The sequence below is a fragment of the Pseudomonas sp. GW704-F2 genome (genome assembly GCF_059423025.1).
This window is the reverse complement of record NZ_JBWKXO010000015.1, coordinates 69,642-88,354: the sequence shown is the minus strand read 5'-3', so window position 1 is coordinate 88,354 and position 18,713 is coordinate 69,642. Positions and strand designations below refer to the sequence as shown.

General features: G+C 60.7%; 17 protein-coding genes. 14 read left to right on the top strand and 3 right to left on the bottom strand.

Annotation, left to right across the window (positions count from 1 at the left end; genetic code table 11):
• Positions 1 to 18 precede the first annotated feature (18 nt).
• The 4 genes from AC07W0_RS14985 to AC07W0_RS14970 are packed head-to-tail and all read left to right on the top strand — an operon-like array spanning position 19 to position 5,246.
• Positions 19 to 384, top strand: coding sequence for a YceK/YidQ family lipoprotein (locus tag AC07W0_RS14985; RefSeq protein WP_158243629.1), 366 nt, complete (start codon positions 19 to 21; stop codon positions 382 to 384).
• A gap of 55 nt (positions 385 to 439) precedes the next feature.
• Entirely contained in the window at positions 440 to 793 is a 354-nt protein-coding gene (locus AC07W0_RS14980; protein WP_226926366.1) for a PAAR domain-containing protein, read from the top strand.
• Between the two features lie 2 nt (positions 794 to 795).
• Complete coding sequence (locus tag AC07W0_RS14975) at positions 796 to 1,956, top strand: KPHS_23130 family T6SS system protein (RefSeq protein ID WP_219730913.1); 1,161 nt, start codon at positions 796 to 798, stop codon at positions 1,954 to 1,956.
• The gene (locus tag AC07W0_RS14970; protein WP_495029333.1) at positions 1,953 to 5,246 is read left to right on the top strand and encodes an ImcF-related family protein; all 3,294 of its coding nucleotides are present in this window, start codon (positions 1,953 to 1,955) and stop codon (positions 5,244 to 5,246) included. The genes AC07W0_RS14975 and AC07W0_RS14970 overlap by 4 nt, the downstream gene beginning before the upstream one ends.
• Positions 5,247 to 5,278: 32 nt before the next feature.
• On the opposite strand, the gene AC07W0_RS14965 is transcribed toward AC07W0_RS14970, so the two are convergent.
• On the bottom strand, positions 5,279 to 6,226 hold the full coding sequence (locus AC07W0_RS14965) for a DUF1853 family protein (RefSeq protein WP_102618180.1): 948 nt from the start codon (positions 6,224 to 6,226) through the stop codon (positions 5,279 to 5,281).
• Between the two features lie 143 nt (positions 6,227 to 6,369).
• Here AC07W0_RS14965 and AC07W0_RS14960 point away from each other — a divergent pair, with 143 nt between their 5' ends.
• The 10 genes from AC07W0_RS14960 to AC07W0_RS14915 all read left to right on the top strand — a co-directional run bounded on the left by AC07W0_RS14960 (position 6,370) and on the right by AC07W0_RS14915 (position 15,887).
• Positions 6,370 to 7,260, top strand: coding sequence for an NAD(+) kinase (locus AC07W0_RS14960; protein ID WP_003217892.1), 891 nt, complete (start codon positions 6,370 to 6,372; stop codon positions 7,258 to 7,260).
• Positions 7,260 to 8,231 carry a metallophosphoesterase gene (locus tag AC07W0_RS14955; protein ID WP_046383153.1) on the top strand — a complete coding sequence of 324 codons (972 nt, stop codon included), beginning with the start codon at positions 7,260 to 7,262 and terminating at the stop codon, positions 8,229 to 8,231. The genes AC07W0_RS14960 and AC07W0_RS14955 overlap by 1 nt, the downstream gene beginning before the upstream one ends.
• A complete protein-coding gene (locus AC07W0_RS14950) occupies positions 8,228 to 9,100 on the top strand; it encodes a rhomboid family intramembrane serine protease (RefSeq protein WP_102618179.1) in 873 nt (290 codons plus the stop codon). The genes AC07W0_RS14955 and AC07W0_RS14950 overlap by 4 nt, the downstream gene beginning before the upstream one ends.
• A gap of 12 nt (positions 9,101 to 9,112) precedes the next feature.
• On the top strand, positions 9,113 to 9,373 hold the full coding sequence (locus AC07W0_RS14945) for a YeaC family protein (protein ID WP_017848373.1): 261 nt from the start codon (positions 9,113 to 9,115) through the stop codon (positions 9,371 to 9,373).
• Positions 9,370 to 10,200 (top strand): DUF2797 domain-containing protein, encoded by an 831-nt coding sequence (locus AC07W0_RS14940; protein ID WP_102618178.1) that lies wholly within the window; start codon positions 9,370 to 9,372, stop codon positions 10,198 to 10,200. Before AC07W0_RS14945 ends, AC07W0_RS14940 begins: the two co-directional genes overlap by 4 nt.
• Positions 10,201 to 10,213: 13 nt before the next feature.
• On the top strand, positions 10,214 to 12,871 hold the full coding sequence (gene pepN / locus AC07W0_RS14935) for an aminopeptidase N (RefSeq protein ID WP_046487276.1): 2,658 nt from the start codon (positions 10,214 to 10,216) through the stop codon (positions 12,869 to 12,871).
• A 133-nt stretch (positions 12,872 to 13,004) separates the two neighbouring features.
• Positions 13,005 to 13,721 (top strand): helix-turn-helix transcriptional regulator, encoded by a 717-nt coding sequence (locus AC07W0_RS14930; protein ID WP_026140198.1) that lies wholly within the window; start codon positions 13,005 to 13,007, stop codon positions 13,719 to 13,721.
• Between the two features lie 51 nt (positions 13,722 to 13,772).
• On the top strand, positions 13,773 to 14,108 hold the full coding sequence (locus AC07W0_RS14925) for a nuclear transport factor 2 family protein (RefSeq protein ID WP_046483719.1): 336 nt from the start codon (positions 13,773 to 13,775) through the stop codon (positions 14,106 to 14,108).
• Positions 14,109 to 14,123: 15 nt separating this feature from the next.
• Positions 14,124 to 15,230: a cell division protein ZapE gene (gene zapE / locus AC07W0_RS14920; RefSeq protein WP_102618182.1), complete on the top strand. Its 1,107-nt coding sequence runs from the start codon at positions 14,124 to 14,126 to the stop codon at positions 15,228 to 15,230.
• A gap of 165 nt (positions 15,231 to 15,395) precedes the next feature.
• The gene (locus tag AC07W0_RS14915) at positions 15,396 to 15,887 is read left to right on the top strand and encodes a GNAT family N-acetyltransferase (protein ID WP_102618177.1); all 492 of its coding nucleotides are present in this window, start codon (positions 15,396 to 15,398) and stop codon (positions 15,885 to 15,887) included.
• Between the two features lie 100 nt (positions 15,888 to 15,987).
• On the opposite strand, the gene AC07W0_RS14910 is transcribed toward AC07W0_RS14915, so the two are convergent.
• Together AC07W0_RS14910 and AC07W0_RS14905 are read right to left on the bottom strand one after the other, a co-directional pair.
• Positions 15,988 to 16,209, bottom strand: a complete 222-nt coding sequence (locus AC07W0_RS14910; protein WP_046483715.1) for a hypothetical protein — start codon at positions 16,207 to 16,209, stop codon at positions 15,988 to 15,990.
• A gap of 143 nt (positions 16,210 to 16,352) precedes the next feature.
• Positions 16,353 to 18,590 (bottom strand): TonB-dependent siderophore receptor, encoded by a 2,238-nt coding sequence (locus tag AC07W0_RS14905; protein WP_102618176.1) that lies wholly within the window; start codon positions 18,588 to 18,590, stop codon positions 16,353 to 16,355.
• Positions 18,591 to 18,713: the final 123 nt, after the last annotated feature.

The window sequence follows — 18,713 nt, the reverse complement described above, 5'->3', positions numbered from 1 at the left end:
TTGTATTGGGTGGTTGCGATGATTTATTTGAATTTAATTGCGGGTGCTGGCCAGTCTCGCTTTAAAAATATTGCCGAGGTTAGTCTGGGCTGTGGTTGTGTGAAGCGCTTAAAGTTCGGGGTTTTAGGACTTTTTGCCGGACTGCATTCGGGCTGTGCGGCAATAGGGGCGGCAGTTATGAATGGCCCTGCTTGCCCTTATCAAGGCGTTCAGCTGGATTTTCATGCGGCGACTGATTGGACACTGATCAAGGGGAGTAATGGACTGATTATTCCGTTAGCTATTATCGACTTACCTTTTTCTTTTGTTCTCGACACGTTGACTCTTGGGAATGCATTAGATGCTGACAGCGGTGAGCTGAATTGTCCGCGAAAGTTTACGTAGCGCTTGGGCGCTGGTCAGCTAAAAGTTCGTGCGTTTTTGGGGGGAGTAGTTTTTATTGGTCGAGATCATTTCTCTAACGAATGTTCTGATCGTTTTTATGGAAGCCTGTTTTTCAATGGGCGAGTTTTGGATTGTTTTATTTATGTCCCAGGGATTTGTTTTATTGGGTGATAAAACCACCCATGGTGGAGAAGTGATATCAGCCTCATCCACGATGATCGTAAATGGCAAGCGAGTAGCACTGGTCGGAGACGAGGTTCGTTGCCCGCTGCCGGGGCATGGCGTCAACCGGATTGTCGATGGCTGCCCGGACTGGTCTGAGGGTGATCGGGCGATGGTGATCAACGGCTGCCGCTGCGAGTGCGATTGCCAGGTGATTTCCAGCGCTCTCGATTGCGGGGTGGGTTAGTCATGGGCTGGGATCGTCAGGCACCTCATGTAGTGGAAGCTCCAAAACCGCCTGTGCCGGGTCGTTGGCTATTGGCTGCACTCATAGCGGTACTGGTCTGCGTGCTGCTGTTTTTGCTGCATACCTCCGAACGGATGCCGTTACTGAGTACGCTCAACATTTGGGCATTGTCCGCTTCGCCATTGGTGGTCTGGATCCTGGCGTTCGCTGCGCGTGCCTATGCCTATGGGACTGCGTTGAGCCATTGCCAGTTTCTGGAGGAGGAGGCGCAAAGTGTGCAGCGTTCCTGGCAGGCTTGGGCGCAGCGCTACTTGGCAGTGTCTGCCAGTTGTGTGCTGCTGCCTGATCAGGTATCTGCGAGTGTATTAACTCAGGGTTCCTTTGATTTGCCTCCCCGCACAGGGCAAGCGCGGCGTATTGCGGCTTTGCCTGTAGGGCCGGAACGTACTCAAGCCGGACTGCAGATGTTGATTCAGGCATTGGTGCCGGCACTGCATGCGTTGCCGACGGGGCGGGAACTCCGGGTCACCCTGCTGAGCGATGCCGATCCCCGCGAATACGAAGCCTTGCGCGATACCTGGCAGCAGAGCTTGGTCATCACGATGAGGCTGCCGCTACCCGTAACGGTCACATTGATTAGCGAATTGTCGTACCGGTGGATCGATGAAACGTTGAAGGCCGCCACCGCAGTCATCGACTTGATCCTGGTGCTTCAGGTTCACGGTGAAGACTCTTACTCCGACGGGCTTGCCGCCTTGCTGCTATGCCCGGACAGCCTGGCAATCGCCTTGGAGCTACCGATCACCGCTGGTTTGTTGCGGCCAATGCCATTGGATATCGATGTGCTGGACAGCGAATTACCATTGTTTCTGCAAACCCAAGTGAGCGCTTGCCGGGCAACCGGCATGTTGGCCGACGCCGCCGACTGGCAGCCACTGACCGGAAAAATGCTTGCTGTAGCAGGCGCCCATGGTGCTTCGCTCAACGTGGAGCAGCGGTGGATTCAGGAAAGTCTGTGCGGGCTATCTGGTCCGTTCGGCCACTGGCTAGTAACTGCGCTGTGTGTGGAAATTGTCCGGCATCAGCGCGAGCCTTTGTTGGTATTGGCACGAGAAGAATCGCAGCACTGGATGAGCACTGTTGTCACGGGAGAGTTGGCATGAAAGTTTGGAGTAATTCATGGCGCCGTGCGGGGGCAGCAGTTTGGGTCATTATGCTGGTAGCCGCTCTGGGCTGGGTGATCTGGCGTTTTGGCGATCAGATCGGGCTAGCTGAGAATCACCACAAACTGTTGGTTTTTCTACTGATCATCGCCATCGCAATGGGCGGCGTTCTGGCACCGCGGTGGTTAGCGCATCTCAAACGTCAAAACCACCGCGAGCAGGGACGTGTGGGTAAGGTCTATCCCCCGGCGGACTCACAGATAGTTTTGCCTCACTCACCGACTACTCACCTCTTAGAGCTGCGCGAGCACCTACGCGAGCACTACGGCCTCTTCTGGCGCCACAAAACCCGCCTGCTGCTCATCATCGGCGAACCCACCGAAATCGAAGCCATCGCCCCCACCCTGGCCGCTCACCAATGGCTCGAAGGCCAAGGCACCGTCCTGCTGTGGGGTGGCAGTGCGCAGGCCGCGCTGGATCAATCATTCCCTGAGCGCTGGAGCGGCCTCAGCCGCTGGCGTGCGCTGGACGGAGTCGTCTGGGCGCTGAACGAAACCCAGGCCGCCGACGATGTCTCGATGGGCAAAGGTGTACGCCAGGTGCAGCGCCTTGCCCGTGACTTGCGCTGGCAGTTGCCGTTATCCCTCTGGCAGGTCTGCGGCAGTGCGTGGGCGCAGGACACGCGCAAAGCGCAGCCGGTGGGCTGTCAGTTGCCCGCGCGCTTTTCGGCGGCGGTATTGGACGCCGCGTTGAATCGTTTGCTGGAGCCTTTGCGTCGCGCGGGTTTGGCGCAGATGAACGCGGTGATGAAGGATGATTTTCTGCTGCGTCTGTCGCGGGATTTAAAGGGCGAGGGCATTGATCGTTGGCGTCACACCTTGGCGCACCTGGCCGGCGAATTTGCCCGTGGCGTGCCGTTGCGGGGGATGTGGTTCAGCCTGCCGGTCCAGCGCTCGCCGCATGATAGCCAACATGAGTGGTCGGTGGCCCCGGTGTGGCATGGCGTACTCGGCGATAACCCCCGTGGCCGTCGGCTGGGCTGGAGCGTGCCGCGAGTTGGCTACGCATTGGCTTTCGGCCTAGCCATGCTGTGGAGCGCAGGACTGCTGCTGTCATTCATCAGCAACCGCACGCAGATCGCCCAGTTACACAGCTCGTTGTCGACCTTGCAGCGCGCATCACAAGGCGACGAACAGCTCCGGGCCCTTCATGAACTGGTCCGCGAATTGGCGCGCCTGGATGATCGCGTTCAAGGCGGCGCTCCGTGGTATCAGCGTTTCGGCCTGAATCAAAACCCAGTGCTGCTTGAAACCGTGTGGCCGCGCTACGTCGAAGCCAATAACCGCCTGATCCGCGACCCGGCCGTCGCCGCTTTACGCCAGCAGCTCACGGCCCTGGTCAAGCTGGCCCCGGACAATCCCGAGCGCGCCGAACGCGCCCGTGCTGCCTACGACCAGCTCAAGGCCTACCTGATGATGGCGCGTCCGGCAAAAGCCGACGCCAGTCTGCTGGTGAAAACCCTCGGCGAAGTCGAGCCTTCCCGCGCGGGCCTCTGGCAAGCCCTGGGCCCCACTCTGTGGCAGTTCTACGCCGAACACCTGGCGGAAAACCCGGCTTGGCGCATCGACACTGACGCACGGCTGGTCGCGCAAGTCCGGCAGGTCCTGCTCGGCCAACTGGGTCAACGCAATGCCGAAGCCAATCTGTACCAACAACTGCTCGATGATGCCGCCCATCACTACCCGGCCCTGGGCCTGCCGCAACTGGTCGGCGACACCGACGCCCAGGCCCTGTTCACCACCGAGGCCAGCGTGCCCGGCGTGTTCACCCGCCAGGCCTGGGAAGGCTCGGTGCGCCAAGCTATCGATGCGATCGCCGAGGCGCGCCGCGAGGAAATCGATTGGGTGCTCAGCGACCAACCCGCCGATGTCGACACCCGCCTGAGCCCTGACCAACTGCGCGCCCGCCTTACCGAACGCTACTTCCAGGACTACGCCAGCGCCTGGCAGGATCTGCTCAACAGCCTGCGCTGGCAGCAGGCCGCGAGTCTCGATGAGTCAATCGACCAATTGACGCTGATGAGCGACGTGCGCCAATCGCCCTTGATCGCGCTGCTGAACAGCGTGGCCTACCAGGCGCAGGCGGGCAGCCGACCCCAGGCCCTGGCCGACTCGCTGGTGCAGTCTGCGCAAAAGCTGATCGGGCCGGACAAGGCTCCAGCGATCGAACCGTTGGCCCAGGCCGCCACGGGGCCGCTGGCGGCGACCTTCGGCCCGTTATTGGCGCTGCTGGACAAGTCCAACACGGACGGCCTCAGTCTCCCGGCCTTCCTCACCCGCGTGACACGGGTGCGTTTGAAACTGCAGCAGATCAGCACCGCGCCCGACCCGCTGGAAATGACCCAGGCCCTGGCACAAAGCGTGTTTCAAGGCCGCAGCATCGACCTCACCGACACCCAATCCTATGGCGCCCTGCTGGCCGCCAGCCTGGGCGCGGAGTGGGGTGGGGCGGCGCAGACGCTGTTCGTGCAGCCGCTGGAACAGGCCTGGCAACGCGTGTTGCAACCCTCCGCCGCCGGCCTCAACAGCCACTGGCAGCGCTCGATCGTCAGCCATTGGAACGCCGCCTTCGCCAGCCGTTACCCGTTTGCCGCCACCACCAGCGACGCGTCGTTGCCGATGTTGGGGCAGATGATCCGCGCGGACTCCGGGCGCATCGCACAGTTTTTACAGCAGCAATTGAGCGGCGTGCTGCGCAAGGAAGGTAGCCGTTGGGTAGCCGATCCGCGCCACAGCCAGGGCCTGCGTTTCAACCCGCAGTTTCTGAGCGCGATCAATCAACTGAGCGAACTGGCCGATGTGCTCTACACCGACGGCGGCATGGGGCTGAGCTTTGAACTGCAAGGCAAACCCGTGCGCGACGTGGTGCAAACCACCTTCATCCTCAACGGCGACCGGCACCAGTACTTCAACCAGAAAGAAAACTGGCAGCGTTTCAACTGGCCGGGGCGCAGCGACTATCCCGGCGTGAGCCTCAGCTGGACCAGCGTGCATGCCGGCGAGCGGCTGTTTGGCGACTACCCCGGCCCCTGGGGCCTGATCCGCCTGCTGGAAAACGCCCAGGTCACGCCACTGGACGACGGCAACAGCCGCTACCGTCTGGCCCTCAAGGCGCCCGACGGCCTGAACCTGACGTGGCACCTGCGCACTGAATTGGATGCGGGGCCGCTGGCGTTGCTCAAGCTGCGTGATTTCAGGTTGCCGCAACAGATATTTCTCAATGAGGGCTGAGCCTTCGAGTCGGTGAGACCGCTCCTTGCAGGTCAGGGAGTGCCCGGCACATTCGGCCAAAGATCCGCCACCAGAAACAACCGCTCGGCTTCCTCCCACTCCTCGCCGTTCTGAACCAGTCGCACCAGCAACTGAGCCGGTGCCATCGGTGCCAGGTCCGCCAGCCATTCCAGCATCTGTTCTTCGCTCCACACCGCTTCTGCCTGGTAATGCGCTGGCGCCAGCCACGCATGTCGGGGCAAGGGCTGCCAGCGGCCGGGCGCGCTGGCGCTGACAAAGTCCCGCCAATCACGCTGATGCAGCCAGCGCCCACGCAAATGCTGCGGGTGAGCGCCATAGGGCGGTTCAGCCTGGCCAGGCCAGGGGTAAAGCAAATAGCCGCCGAGCCACAAGTGGGCATCGAACTGCGCGATGCCCAGCGCGGCCAACACCTCGCGGCTCTCCGGTCGTGCCGAAATCGGCAACTGATGCTGGGCCAGGTGCGCCAGCTTGCGATCCAGCCGATCATGACAGCCCGGCCCCAGCCACTGCGCGGTGTCCTGGCCATTGCCGTCCTGCGGGCCGAGGTAGAGTTTGATCGCCAGTTCCAAGTGATGCACGCCCTCGCGGTCGCGCAGCAGCATGTCCAGTTCGCCCAGGGTATGCCCGGCGCGGCGGATCGGCAGGTTGGCTGCCAGCAGTTCCACGCCCGGCGCATGCTGCACGGCGAACTGCCACAGGCGTTCGTAGTAGAGGCCCAGGCGCCGGGTGCGTGCCAGGTTCAGCCAATGCTGCAGGGGGCTGCTGTCCTGGTCCAATTGCCGCAGCCAGTGTTCGAGACGGTCGGGCGCCTGTACCCAGTCGCTGCCGGCCAGCGGATGGCGTTGCGGCCACGGCGTTTGCGCGAGCATCGGCGGGGCGAGCATCACCCACGCCAGGTCGCGCACCTCGGGATGGCGCAGTTGGCAGGGCAGGTTGTGCAAGTCGGGGAACACGGTCATGGTCCGAGCATAGCCTTTTACACGGGGGAGGGTGGCTGAGAAGCGTTGTCATCAAGGCTTCACGGCGACAAAGGATTTTGCCTGACGCGGCCTTTCGCCCATAATCGTTCTTTTTTGCCACACCCCAATCCCGCAGGAGCCCCATGGAGCAATTTCGCAATATCGGCATTATCGGTCGCCTGGGCAGTACCCAGGTGTTGGACACCGTCCGCCGGCTGAAAAAGTTTTTGCTCGAGCGCCACCTGCATGTGATCCTCGAAGACACCATCGCCGAAATCCTCCCGGGCCATGGCCTGCAAACCTCTTCGCGCAAGATGCTCGGTGAAGTCTGTGACATGGTGATTGTGGTCGGCGGCGACGGCAGCCTGCTGGGCGCCGCACGGGCGCTGGCGCGGCATAACGTGCCGGTGCTGGGGATCAACCGTGGCAGCCTGGGGTTCCTGACCGATATTCGTCCCGATGAGCTGGAAGTCGAAGTGGCCAAGGTGCTCGACGGCCATTACCTGGTGGAGAACCGCTTCCTGCTGCAGGCTGAAGTGCGCCGCCACGGCGAAGCCATCGGCCAGGGCGACGCCCTCAACGATGTCGTGCTGCACCCCGGCAAATCCACGCGGATGATCGAATTCGAGCTGTATATCGACGGCCAATTCGTATGCAGTCAAAAGGCCGATGGCCTGATCGTCGCCACGCCCACCGGCTCCACCGCTTATGCGCTGTCGGCGGGCGGCCCGATCATGCACCCCAAGCTCGACGCCATTGTGATCGTGCCGATGTACCCCCATATGTTGTCCAGCCGGCCGATTGTGGTCGATGGCAACAGTGAGCTGAAAATCGTGGTTTCCAAAGACATGCAGATTTACCCGCAAGTCTCCTGCGACGGGCAGAACCATTTCACCTGCGCCCCCGGTGACACCATCACCGTGAGTAAAAAGGCGCAGAAGCTGCGGCTGATCCACCCGCTGGACCACAATTACTATGAAGTGTGCCGCACCAAGTTGGGCTGGGGCAGCCGCTTGGGGGGTGGAGGCGACTGATGCTCGATCCCGCGCGTAGCTACGACCTGATTGGTGATGTGCATGGTTGCGCCCACACCCTTGAGCACCTGCTCGACCAGTTGGGCTACCACAAGCACGCTGGCACCTGGCGCCACCCGTCGCGCATGGCGGTGTTCCTCGGCGATATCATCGACCGTGGCCCGCGGATTCGCGAGGCGCTGCACATTGTCCACGACATGACCGAGGCCGGGCAGGCGCTGTGCATCATGGGCAACCACGAGTTCAACGCCCTGGGCTGGGCCACGCCCGCGCCACCGGGCAGCGGCAAGCAGTTCGTGCGCGAGCACACCCCGCGGCATGAGCGCTTGATCCACGAGACCCTGACCCAATTCGAGGATCACCCGGCCGATTGGCACGACTTCCTCGGCTGGTTCTATGACATGCCGCTGTTCGTCGACGCCGGGCGTTTCCGTGTGGTGCATGCGTGCTGGGATGACGGGTTTATCCAGCCGCTGCGCGCGACTTTTCCCGATGGCTGTATCGATCAGCATTTCCTGCAGGCCGCCGCCGTCCCGGGCAGCTTCGCCTGCAATGCCTTTGACCGCCTGTTGCGCGGCACCGACATGCGTCTGCCGGACGGTTTGACCCTGACCGGCGGCGACGGCCTGACACGCTCGTTCTTCCGCACCAAGTTCTGGGAAGAAGACCCGAAAACCTACGGCGACATCGTGTTCCAACCCGATGCATTGCCGGAGCCCGTGGCGCGCACACCGTTGTCGTCTTCTGAAAAAAACTCCCTGCTGCGCTACGGCGTCGACGAGCCTGTGCTGTTCGTCGGGCATTACTGGCGCAGCGGCAAACCGGCGCCGATCCGTCCGAACCTGGCCTGCCTGGACTACAGCGCGGTGCTGTACGGCAAGCTGGTGGCGTATCGATTGGATCAGGAAACCCGCCTCGATCCGCATAAATTCGTATGGGTCGACGTTGAGCGCCCCGAGGTGATTACATGAGTGCCGTGCCCGTATTACGCTTGCCGCTGAGCGTCGACCTGGGCGGTTTCGTCAAACTGCTGCAACGCATGCAGGTGCCCCATCGCGTCAGTGAAGAAGCGGGCGAGCAGGTGTTGTGGGTGCCCGAGACCATCAGCGACGACGTGCGCGTCTTGTATCAACGTTTTCCGGCCGGCGATCCGGACCAACAACTGGATATTCCGGAGCAGGCAGCGGTCACGCGCCCGGGGTTTGTTCAGCAAGTGCGCCATAGCCCGGTGACAGCGCTGGTGCTGCTGGCGAGCCTGATCGTCGGCGCGGTGACCTTGCTCGGTGAAAACCTGCAAGCGATGAGCTGGCTGACCTTCCTGCCGTTTCGGGTGATGGGTGAGTACATCCAGTTCACGCCGTTGGCCGACACCTTGGCCTCGGGCCAGTGGTGGCGGCTGGTCACGCCGATGCTGATCCACTTCGGCATCCTGCACCTGGCCATGAATGGCATGTGGTACTGGGAGCTGGGGCGGCGTATTGAAGCGCGCCAGGGCAGTATCAACCTGCTGGGGCTGACGCTGTTGTTCAGCCTGGCCTCCAATTTCGCTCAATACCTGTATGGCGGCGCCGGCCTGTTTGGTGGCTTGTCCGGCGTCTTGTATGGGCTGCTGGGGCATTGCTGGATCTATCAACTCATCTCGCCCAACCCGGCTTATCGCCTGCCCCGTGGGGTGCTGGTGATGATGCTGGTGTGGTTGGTGCTGTGCCTGTCGGGGCTGGTCTCGATGATCGGTTTCGGCGAAATCGCCAATGCCGCCCATGTCGGCGGCCTGGCCATCGGTTGCCTGACCGGCTTGTTGGGCGGTTTATACAGTCGTCGCAAATCCACTATTCGTTAAGGAAGAGCCTGAATGTCCTCTTTTGCTGAAATGATCGAAAACATCACCCCGGACATCTACCGGAGCCTCAAGCTCGCCGTGGAAATCGGCAAATGGTCTGATGGCCGCAAGCTCACCGCCGAGCAGCGGGAGCTGTCGCTGCAAGCGATGATCGCCTGGGAGATCCAGAACCTGCCGGAAGACCAGCGCACCGGCTACATGGGAACGCAGGAGTGTGAATCGAAGTCGACCACGGTGCCGAACATCCTGTTCAAGTCGGACGCGATCCATTGATTGAAATCGGTCGCGGTGCAGTCAGCAAAATGTCGGCGCAACTCGGTGAGCCGACCGTTCAATATGCGTTTCGTCTGGGCGATACCGAGGTGCCGGTCAACCCGATGATCGGTACCCATGTGCGCCTGGAATACCTGGGTGCGATCCATTGCAGCCATTGCGGCCGCAAGACCAAGACCAGCTTCAGCCAGGGTTATTGCTACCCGTGCATGACCAAGCTGGCTCAGTGCGACCTGTGCATCATGAGTCCCGAGCGTTGTCATTACGCCGCCGGCACCTGCCGTGATCCGGCGTGGGGCGAGCAGTTCTGCATGACCGACCATGTGGTCTACCTGGCCAATTCGTCGGGCATCAAGGTCGGCATCACCCGCGCCACCCAATTGCCCACGCGTTGGCTCGACCAGGGCGCCAGCCAGGCGCTGCCGATCGTGCGGGTGTCCACGCGCCAGCAGTCCGGTTTCGTCGAAGACCTGTTCCGCAGCCAGGTCGCCGACAAGACCAACTGGCGTGCCTTGCTCAAGGGCGATGCACAATCGGTCGACCTCAAGCAGGTGCGCGATGAGTTGTTCGCGTCTTGCGCCGAGGGCCTGGAGAGTTTGCAGGAACGCTTTGGCCTACAAGCCATCCAAACGATTGCCGACATTGAACCGATCGAAATCCGTTACCCGATCGAGCAGTATCCGACCAAGATCGTCAGCTTCAACCTGGACAAGAACCCGATTGCCGAAGGCACGCTGCTGGGGATCAAGGGCCAATACCTGATCTTCGACACCGGGGTCATCAATATTCGCAAGTACACGGCCTACCAGCTCGCCGTGCATCAGTAAAAGGATGCCACCCATGCGTACCGAACAACCGAAGATGATTTACCTGAAGGACTATCAGGCGCCGGACTACCTGATCGATGAGACGCACCTGACCTTCGAGTTGTTCGAGGACCACAGCCTGGTCCACGCGCAGCTGGTGATGCGCCGTAACCCCGCACGTGGCGCCGGCTTGCCGCCGCTGGTGCTGGACGGTCAGCAGCTCGAACTGTTGAGCGTGAACCTGGCTGACCGGGAATTGACGGACGCTGACTACCAGTTGACCGACAGCCACCTGACCGTGCAGCCCACGAGTGAGACCTTCACCCTCGACACCAGCGTCAAGATCCACCCCGAAACCAACACGGCCCTCGAAGGCTTGTACAAGTCCGGCGGCATGTTCTGCACTCAGTGCGAGGCCGAAGGGTTCCGCAAGATCACTTACTACCTCGACCGTCCGGATGTGATGAGTACCTTCACCACCACCGTGATCGCCGAGCAACACAGCTACCCGGTGCTGCTGTCCAACGGCAACCCGATTGCCAGCGGTCCTGGCGAAGACGGCCGCCACTGGGCGACCTGGGAAGACCCATTCAAGAAGCCGGCGTACCTGTTCGCGCTGGTGGCCGGTGATTTGTGGTGTGTCGAAGACCGCTTCACCACCATGACCAACCGTTCCGTGGCGCTGCGTATCTATGTCGAGCCGGAAAATATCGACAAGTGCCAGCACGCCATGACCAGCCTGAAAAAATCCATGCGCTGGGATGAAGAAACCTACGGCCGCGAGTACGACCTCGACATCTTCATGATCGTCGCGGTCAACGACTTCAACATGGGTGCCATGGAGAACAAGGGCCTCAACATCTTCAACTCCAGCGCCGTGCTGGCCCGCGCCGAAACCGCCACCGACGCCGCGCATCAGCGGGTCGAGGCTATCGTCGCGCATGAATACTTCCACAACTGGTCGGGCAACCGCGTGACCTGCCGCGACTGGTTCCAACTGTCGCTCAAGGAAGGCTTCACCGTGTTCCGCGACTCGGGCTTCTCTGCGGACATGAACTCGGCCACGGTCAAGCGCATTCAGGATGTGGCGTACCTGCGCACTCACCAGTTCGCCGAAGACGCCGGCCCGATGGCCCATGCCGTGCGCCCGGAAAGTTTTATCGAGATATCCAACTTCTACACCCTGACCGTGTACGAAAAGGGCTCGGAAGTGGTCGGTATGATCCACACCTTGCTCGGCGCCGAAGGCTTCCGCAAAGGCAGCGACCTCTATTTCGAGCGTCATGACGGTCAGGCCGTGACCTGCGACGACTTCATCAAGGCCATGGAAGACGCCAACGGTGCCGACCTCAGCCAGTTCAAGCGCTGGTACAGCCAGGCCGGTACGCCGCGCTTGGCGGTGAGTGATTCCTACGATGCTGCGGCCAAAACCTACAGCCTGACTTTCCGTCAAAGCTGCCCGGAAACCCCGGACAAAGTGGAAAAGCTGCCATTCGTGATTCCAGTGGCATTGGGCCTGCTGGACGGCAAGGGCGCCGCTGTCGCGTTGCGCCTGGCCGGTGAGGCAAGTGCTGCCGGCACGTCCCGCGTGATTTCGGTGACCGAGACCGAGCAGACCTTTACCTTCGTCGATATCAACGAACAGCCGCTGCCTTCGCTGCTGCGCGGTTTCTCGGCGCCGGTGAAACTGAGCTTTGCGTACACCCGTGATCAGTTGATGTTCCTGATGCAGCACGACAGCGACGGGTTCAATCGCTGGGATGCCGGCCAGCAACTGTCGGTGCAGGTGTTGCAGGAGTTGATTGGCCAGTACCAGGCGGGTCAGCCGCTGAAGCTGGATCAGCGCCTGATCGACGCCCTGCGCACGGTATTGAGCGACGAAAGCCTGGACCAGGCAATGGTCGCCGAAATGCTCTCGTTGCCGGGTGAGGCCTACCTGACGGAAATCAGCGAAGTGGCCGACGTCGACGCCATTCATGCCGCCCGTGAATTCGCCCGCAAGCAACTGGCCGACCAGTTGTTCGACGGCTTGTGGCTGCGCTACCAGGCCAACCGCGAACTGTCCAAGCAAACCCCGTATGTAGCGGCTGCCGAGCACTTTGCCCGGCGTGCCTTGCAGAACATTGCGCTGTCGTACCTGATGCTCAGCGGCAAGCCGCAAGTGCTGGCGGCGACGTTGGACCAGTTCGACACCAGCGACAACATGACTGAACGCCTGACCGCGTTGGCGGTGTTGGTGAATTCGCCGTTCGAGGCGGAAAAAGCCAAGGCCTTGGCGGTGTTTGCCGAGAACTTCAAGGACAACCCGCTGGTCATGGACCAGTGGTTCAGCGTGCAGGCCGGCAGCGTGTTGCCGGGCGGGCTGGCGCGGGTCAAGGCGTTGATGGAACATCCGGCGTTCACCATCAAGAACCCGAACAAAGTGCGTGCACTGGTGGGCGCGTTTGCCGGGCAGAACCTGATCAACTTCCACGCCGCGGACGGCTCGGGCTATCGTTTCCTGGCGGACCTGGTGATTCAGTTGAACGGCTTCAACCCGCAGATCGCCTCGCGTCAATTGGCGCCGTTGACCCGCTGGCGCAAATACGACAGCGCGCGGCAGGCGCTGATGAAAGCGGAACTGGAGCGTATTCGAGCTTCCGGTGAGTTGTCGAGCGATGTGTTCGAGGTGGTCAGCAAGAGCCTTGCGTAAACCACGCAATTAAAAAAACGGCCGACAGGCCGTTTTTTTTCGTCCCGGATAATCGGCGGCTAAGCGGCTGCTGACATTTTCTGACAGGGTGCTCTGATAAGCTGTGCCACTTTCTTTTTTTGATGGGCTCAACGTGTCGCGTACCACTCGTCTACTGACTTTGCTCCAGGCTCTGCGGGGCAAGAAGCGTCCGGTGACCGCTGCCGTACTGGCGGCGCAGTTGGAGGTGTCCGAGCGCACGCTGTATCGCGACATCGCCGAATTGACCGCGCTGGGCGCACCGATTTTTGGCGAGGCCGGAGTTGGGTATGTGTTGCGCAGCGGGCTGTTTTTACCGCCCTTGATGCTCAATGCCGAGGAAACCGAAGCCATCGTGCTTGGTCTGCGCTATGTGGATCAGCGTGGCGACGATGTCTTGAGCCATGCCGCGGCCAACGCCTTGGCAAAAATTGCCGACGTGCTGGACCCCGCCGCCCAGGAAGCGTTACGCAACCCGACGCTGCTACCTGGCCCGCCAGGGTTCGGCTACCCGGAAAACCGCGTACCGCTCAATGTGTTTCGCGAAGCCATTCGCAACCAGGCCAAGCTGCACATCGATTACGCCGACGCGAGCCAGACCCAGAGCCAGCGGCTGATCTGGCCCCTGGCGCTGGGCTTTCTCAATGAGGTGCGGGTGATCGTGGCCTGGTGCGAACTGCGAGACGCGTATCGCACCTTTCGCACCGATCGCGTGGCTGCCGCTGAGTCCCGCGGCGAGCGCTATCCGGGGCGCCGCAGTGATTGGTTGCGGGGCTGGCGCAAGTTGATGGAGCAGCAGCATTCCTCGCCGTTCACTCCTGACAAAAACTGACACAGCCCTGGTTTAGCATGGCGTCATAACTCATCACAAAGGAGCTGTGCCATGTCCCACGCTGATCTGGCCCCGGCCATCGCCGCCTACATTGCGGCAACCAATGCCTGCGACACTTCGGCCGTCGCCCATTGTTTTGCTGACGACGCCAACGTGTTCGATGAGGGCGCGCATCAGGTCGGCACCGCCGCCATCGCACGCTGGATGGAAGACACCGCGCAGCGTTATCAGCCCAAGGTCGAAGTGCTCAACGTGCAGCATCGCACCGGCAAGGTATTGGTCAGCAATGTGGTTTCCGGCAACTTCCCCGGCAGCCCGCTCGAGCTGCGCTATACCTTTCGCTTGAACGAGCAGGGCAAGATTTCACGGCTGGATATCTCCTTGTAAGTCATAATGGCGCGCATGACTTTCGACTCGCCGCTCGCCGCTTATCAATACGCCACCACTCAACTGGGCTTCGTCGCCGACGATGCCCAGCGCCGTGCGGTGGATGCCCTGCAGACCTGCCACCAAGCCTTGCACCAGGGGCGCTCGCCGATTCTCGGGGTTTACCTCTGGGGCCCGGTGGGCCGGGGTAAAACCTGGCTGATGGACCAGTTTTACCTGAGTCTGCGCGTGCCTGCGCGGCGCCAGCATTTCCATCACTTCATGGGTTGGGTACACCAGCGTTCGTTCCAGCTCACCGGCACCCATGACCCGTTGCAAGCGCTGGCCCGTGAGCTGGCCCAAGAGGTGCGTGTGCTGTGTTTTGACGAGTTGTTCGTCAGTGACATCGGTGATGCAATTATCCTTGGCCGTTTGTTCCAGGTGATGTTCGAAGAAGGCGTGGTGATGGTCTGCACCTCCAATCAACCGCCCGAACAGCTCTACGCCGGTGGCTTCAATCGCGAGCGTTTCCTGCCGGGCATTGCGGCGATCAAGCAGTACATGCAAGTGGTGGCGGTGGACGGTGGCGAAGACCATCGCTTGCACCCGGGTGTCGGCGTGCAACGTTATTGGGTCGATCAGCCGGATGCGCTGGCGGCGGTGTTCGAGCAATTGAGCGAGGGCCAAGCGGTGCGCCATGGCCCGATCAGTGTCGGTCATCGCTGCATCGTGGCGGTGCAGGCCAGCGACACGGTGTTGTGGTGCCGGTATGCCGACCTGTGCGAGCAACCTTTGGCAGCGATGGATTTCATGCTGCTGTGTGATCGTTTCAAGGCGATCCTGTTGGGTGAGGTCCCCAACCTGAGCGCACAAAAGCGACCGGGACGGATTGCCCGAGGCACCGAGGACGGTGTCCAGCGAGTAGCGGCCGGTGATCGCGAATTGCCCGAGTTGTCAGTACACGATGACAGCGTGCGGCGCTTTATCGCCCTGGTGGATGAATGCTATGACCGCAAGGTGCCGCTGTTCATCGAGGCTAAAGTGCCGTTGGAAAGCCTCTACACCGAAGGCTATCTGGAATTCCCCTTCCGACGAACCTTGAGCCGCTTGCAGGAGATGCAATTGCAGCGCTTTGGGGGGTAGGAAAAAGCCTGGTGCAAGTCCTATGGCCGCTTTTGATGCGGGTAACCTTCGCGCCTTCCGGCAGCTATTTGTAGTTAATCTCCTTCATCTAGCGCCTGCTCCACGCTTACAATCGTCCTCCTCAAAGGGAACTGATTCCCTTGTTTGTCGTTATCGAGGACGGAAATGGATACCCCTGAAATCCTGGTGCTGCAAGCCAGCTACACCAATCCTGTGCATGCCGAGGCCATTGCCCTGCTGCTCAATCATTACGCTGAAGACCCAATGGGGGGCGGCCACAGCTTGCCCGCCGACCTGTTGCAACAACTGCCGGCTGAACTGGCCAAGCGCCCGCATGCGTTCAGTGTCCTGGCATTCGTGGGCGGCGAGCCTGCGGGATTGGTCAATTGCTTTGAAGGGTTTTCCACCTTCGCCTGTCGCCCGTTGGTCAATGTCCACGATGTCGCCGTGATGAATCGGTTCCGGGGCCTGGGGCTGAGCCAGAAAATGCTGCATAAGGTCGAGGAAATCGCCCGTCAGCGTGTCTGCTGCAAGATCACCCTGGAAGTGCTCGAGGGCAATGCTGTGGCGCAGTCGGCGTACCGCAAGTTCGGTTTTGACGACTCGGTATTTGATCCGGCCCATGGGCGTATGTTGTTCTGGAACAAACCACTGTAATAAGGCACAGGCAAAAAAAGGCGCCATTGAATGGCGCCAAGTTAACCTTTGCCAACAGAGCGGATTGGCACAGGGTGATGCGAGTTAAATAAAAGTTAACTTAACTTTTAGGTTGTGCCTCGGTGCTGGATTGATCAGCTGTGTCGCGCTTTAAAGTTTTACCGTCAGCGGAGGCAGTTTGTTCATTGCTGCCGTGGAGTTTCTGCTGCGTGAAGGTGAAGTTATTGTAGAACTCCTTCGAGCGCTCCGAGCCGCCTTCTGCAAAAGCCGCCGCGGAAGTCAGGGTCAGCAGGCCGGCAAGCATCAAAATCGAGGGTTTCATCAAGGTGTTCCCATTCAGTGTGGTCGGTATCCGCTCGGTCCTTGATCAGATTCATGGGGCGATTGTGCGGGCAGCTTATTAAGTGGGTATTAACGTGGAGAACTCCCGAAGTTAACAATGTTGTTAACTTCGGCGGAGGGCGGTTAGAGTTTCCAGTCGAGAGCCAAGGTTATCGAGCGCGGGTCGCCCCAGTACACGCCATTATAAAAACCGACGCGTTCATAATATTTTTCATCGAATAGATTATTGACGTTAACCGAAGCCGAAACATGCTCGTCGAACTGGTAGCGCGACATCAGGTTGACCACGGTATAGGCCTGTTGGGTGATCTTGGTGGATTCGGTGAGCAGGTAACCCTCTTGGTCCCGGCCGCCGATCGGCCGCTCGGCGAAGTCGTAGAAGTCGCTCTGCCAGTTCACCGCGCCGCCCACCGTCAACCCGCGCCATTCGCCCGGTAAACGATAGGCTGTCGACACCTTCAGCATATTCATCGGCTGGCCAGTGTTGTTGCGTTGTTTATCGCCGTTGAGCGAATGGGTGTAGGTGTAGCCCGCCGTGAGGTTCCAGTCCGGCATGACTTCGCCGGACACCTCCACTTCAAAGCCCTGCACCTTGTTGCCCTTGCCACCGGATTTGTAGAACTGCTCGCGGGTGATCGGGTCCGGCGGGGCCGCATTGTCGAGTTCGGCGACGTTATCCTGGGTGCTCCAGAAATACGCGGTGGCCAGGTTCAAACGCTCGTTGAGCAGGCTGCCCTTAAGGCCGATTTCGTAGTTACTGCCGACCACTGGTTCGAGGTATTGCTTGCTGGCGTTGCGCTCGTCCTGCGGGTTGAAGATGTCGGTGTAGCTGGCGTACACCGTGTATTCCGGCGTCAGGTCGTAGAGCAGGCCCGCGTAAGGTGTCCACATGTCTGTGTGGGTCTGGCTGGATTTGCTTGAGGCGGTCAATTGATTGTCGAGGTTGTACGTGGGCGAGGCGCTTTCGATTTCCCAGCTGCCATAGCGGCTGCCCAGTACCGCATGCAGCGTGTCGGTCAAGCTCAAGCGTGTGGCGAGGTAGCCGGCCTTTTGTTTTTTGCTGCTGTGTTCGCCCTTGAGGCCGGTGGTGCGGTCGGGGAACTTGCCGATGCCGCCCATGTGTTTCCAGTCTTCGATGGTCTCGTAGCCCTGGGGCGTTGCAAAACGTTGGAAGGGTGACGTGTCGCGCTGCTCGGATTCGCCATAACCCAGCATCAACGCATGCTCGCGCCCCAACAGCGCGTAGGTGCCCGCCAGGTTGAAGTCGACCACATCCATTTTCGAGGTGCCGACCATCTGGTTGGTCCAGGCCGTCATGCCGCTGCCATCGGCATTCGGAAAACCGGCGCCGCCGTAATACACCTTGCCGTCGGTATCGCTTTGCCGATGGGTGTAGGCGGCTTTCAGGCGCCAGTCCGTCGCCAGCGTGTGATCGATGGAGGCGAAGGTGGTCTTGTCCTTCAGGGGCCAGGAGCTCCAGTCGGCCGCGAGGTTGGCCGAGCGCGACAGGCGGGCCTTGCTGCCGTCGCTGTTCCAGTAGGGCAGGGTGCCCCAGGAGCTGCCTTGCACGTGCTTGTTCTGGTAGTCGAAGCCGATGGCTACCACGGTGTCGTCCGTCAGGTCGGCCTCCAGAATGCCGTAGCCGACTTCCCGTTGCAGCGCGTAGTTGTCGCGAAAGGATTGGCTGTCACGGTAAGCCATCACCGTGCGCCCGCGCAGCCGTCCGTCAAAGGCCAGCGGGCCGCCCACATCCAGGTAGCTGTAGTAGTTGTCATGGCTGGCGCCGCTGACGCCGGTCTTGGCTTGCCATTGCGCGGTCGGGCGTTTGCGGATCATGTTGACGGTCGCCGAGGGGTCGCCGGCGCCGGTCGTCAGGCCGGTGGCGCCGCGTACTACTTCGATACGGTCGTAGATGATGGTGTCCGAGTCGGACTTCATGCGCCCGAACGTATTGAGCATGCCGTCCACCTGGAAGTTATTGATCGAATAACCCCTGGAGGAATACCCGGCCCGGTCCGAATCCAGATGCTGGACCGTCACGCCGGTGGTCTGGCGCAAAGCGTCGGTCAGGGTATTGAGATTGAAATCGTCCATCTGTTGGCGGGTGACCACCGAAATGGATTGAGGCGTTTGCTTGATCGACAGGTTCAGCCGGGTGGCGGTACTCATCGAGCCGGTGGTATAGGCCCCGGTGTGCTCGGTATTGGCGCCCAGGCCTTCGGCGCTGATGTGGGTGCTGCCCAGCTCCAGGGCGGTGGCGGGTGTCTGTTCGGGGTCGGTTTCAGCCAGCAGTTCCGGGCTCAGCGCCAGGCTGAACAGGCCGAGGGTAACGGTCATGGAACGGGTAAAGGGCGCGAACATCGCGGAAGACTCCTTGTCGTCTTTGCGGCCTTCTCAGTATGAAAAGGCCTTGGCTCAAAGACGAAAGGAGGCGTGGAACTTTAGGTGTAAACGAGAATGATTGTTATCGTTCTGTTACAAGGC

Coding starts and splice junctions, on each gene's coding strand:
- AC07W0_RS14965 (WP_102618180.1), bottom strand. CDS start 6,226: ATGACCGTGTTCCCCGACTTGCACAACCTGCCCTGCCAACTGCGCCAT.
- AC07W0_RS14985 (WP_158243629.1), top strand. CDS start 19: ATGATTTATTTGAATTTAATTGCGGGTGCTGGCCAGTCTCGCTTTAAA.
- pepN (WP_046487276.1), top strand. CDS start 10,214: ATGCGTACCGAACAACCGAAGATGATTTACCTGAAGGACTATCAGGCG.
- AC07W0_RS14960 (WP_003217892.1), top strand. CDS start 6,370: ATGGAGCAATTTCGCAATATCGGCATTATCGGTCGCCTGGGCAGTACC.
- AC07W0_RS14970 (WP_495029333.1), top strand. CDS start 1,953: ATGAAAGTTTGGAGTAATTCATGGCGCCGTGCGGGGGCAGCAGTTTGG.
- AC07W0_RS14975 (WP_219730913.1), top strand. CDS start 796: ATGGGCTGGGATCGTCAGGCACCTCATGTAGTGGAAGCTCCAAAACCG.
- AC07W0_RS14950 (WP_102618179.1), top strand. CDS start 8,228: ATGAGTGCCGTGCCCGTATTACGCTTGCCGCTGAGCGTCGACCTGGGC.
- AC07W0_RS14945 (WP_017848373.1), top strand. CDS start 9,113: ATGTCCTCTTTTGCTGAAATGATCGAAAACATCACCCCGGACATCTAC.
- AC07W0_RS14915 (WP_102618177.1), top strand. CDS start 15,396: ATGGATACCCCTGAAATCCTGGTGCTGCAAGCCAGCTACACCAATCCT.
- AC07W0_RS14910 (WP_046483715.1), bottom strand. CDS start 16,209: ATGAAACCCTCGATTTTGATGCTTGCCGGCCTGCTGACCCTGACTTCC.
- AC07W0_RS14925 (WP_046483719.1), top strand. CDS start 13,773: ATGTCCCACGCTGATCTGGCCCCGGCCATCGCCGCCTACATTGCGGCA.
- AC07W0_RS14955 (WP_046383153.1), top strand. CDS start 7,260: ATGCTCGATCCCGCGCGTAGCTACGACCTGATTGGTGATGTGCATGGT.
- AC07W0_RS14905 (WP_102618176.1), bottom strand. CDS start 18,590: ATGTTCGCGCCCTTTACCCGTTCCATGACCGTTACCCTCGGCCTGTTC.
- zapE (WP_102618182.1), top strand. CDS start 14,124: ATGACTTTCGACTCGCCGCTCGCCGCTTATCAATACGCCACCACTCAA.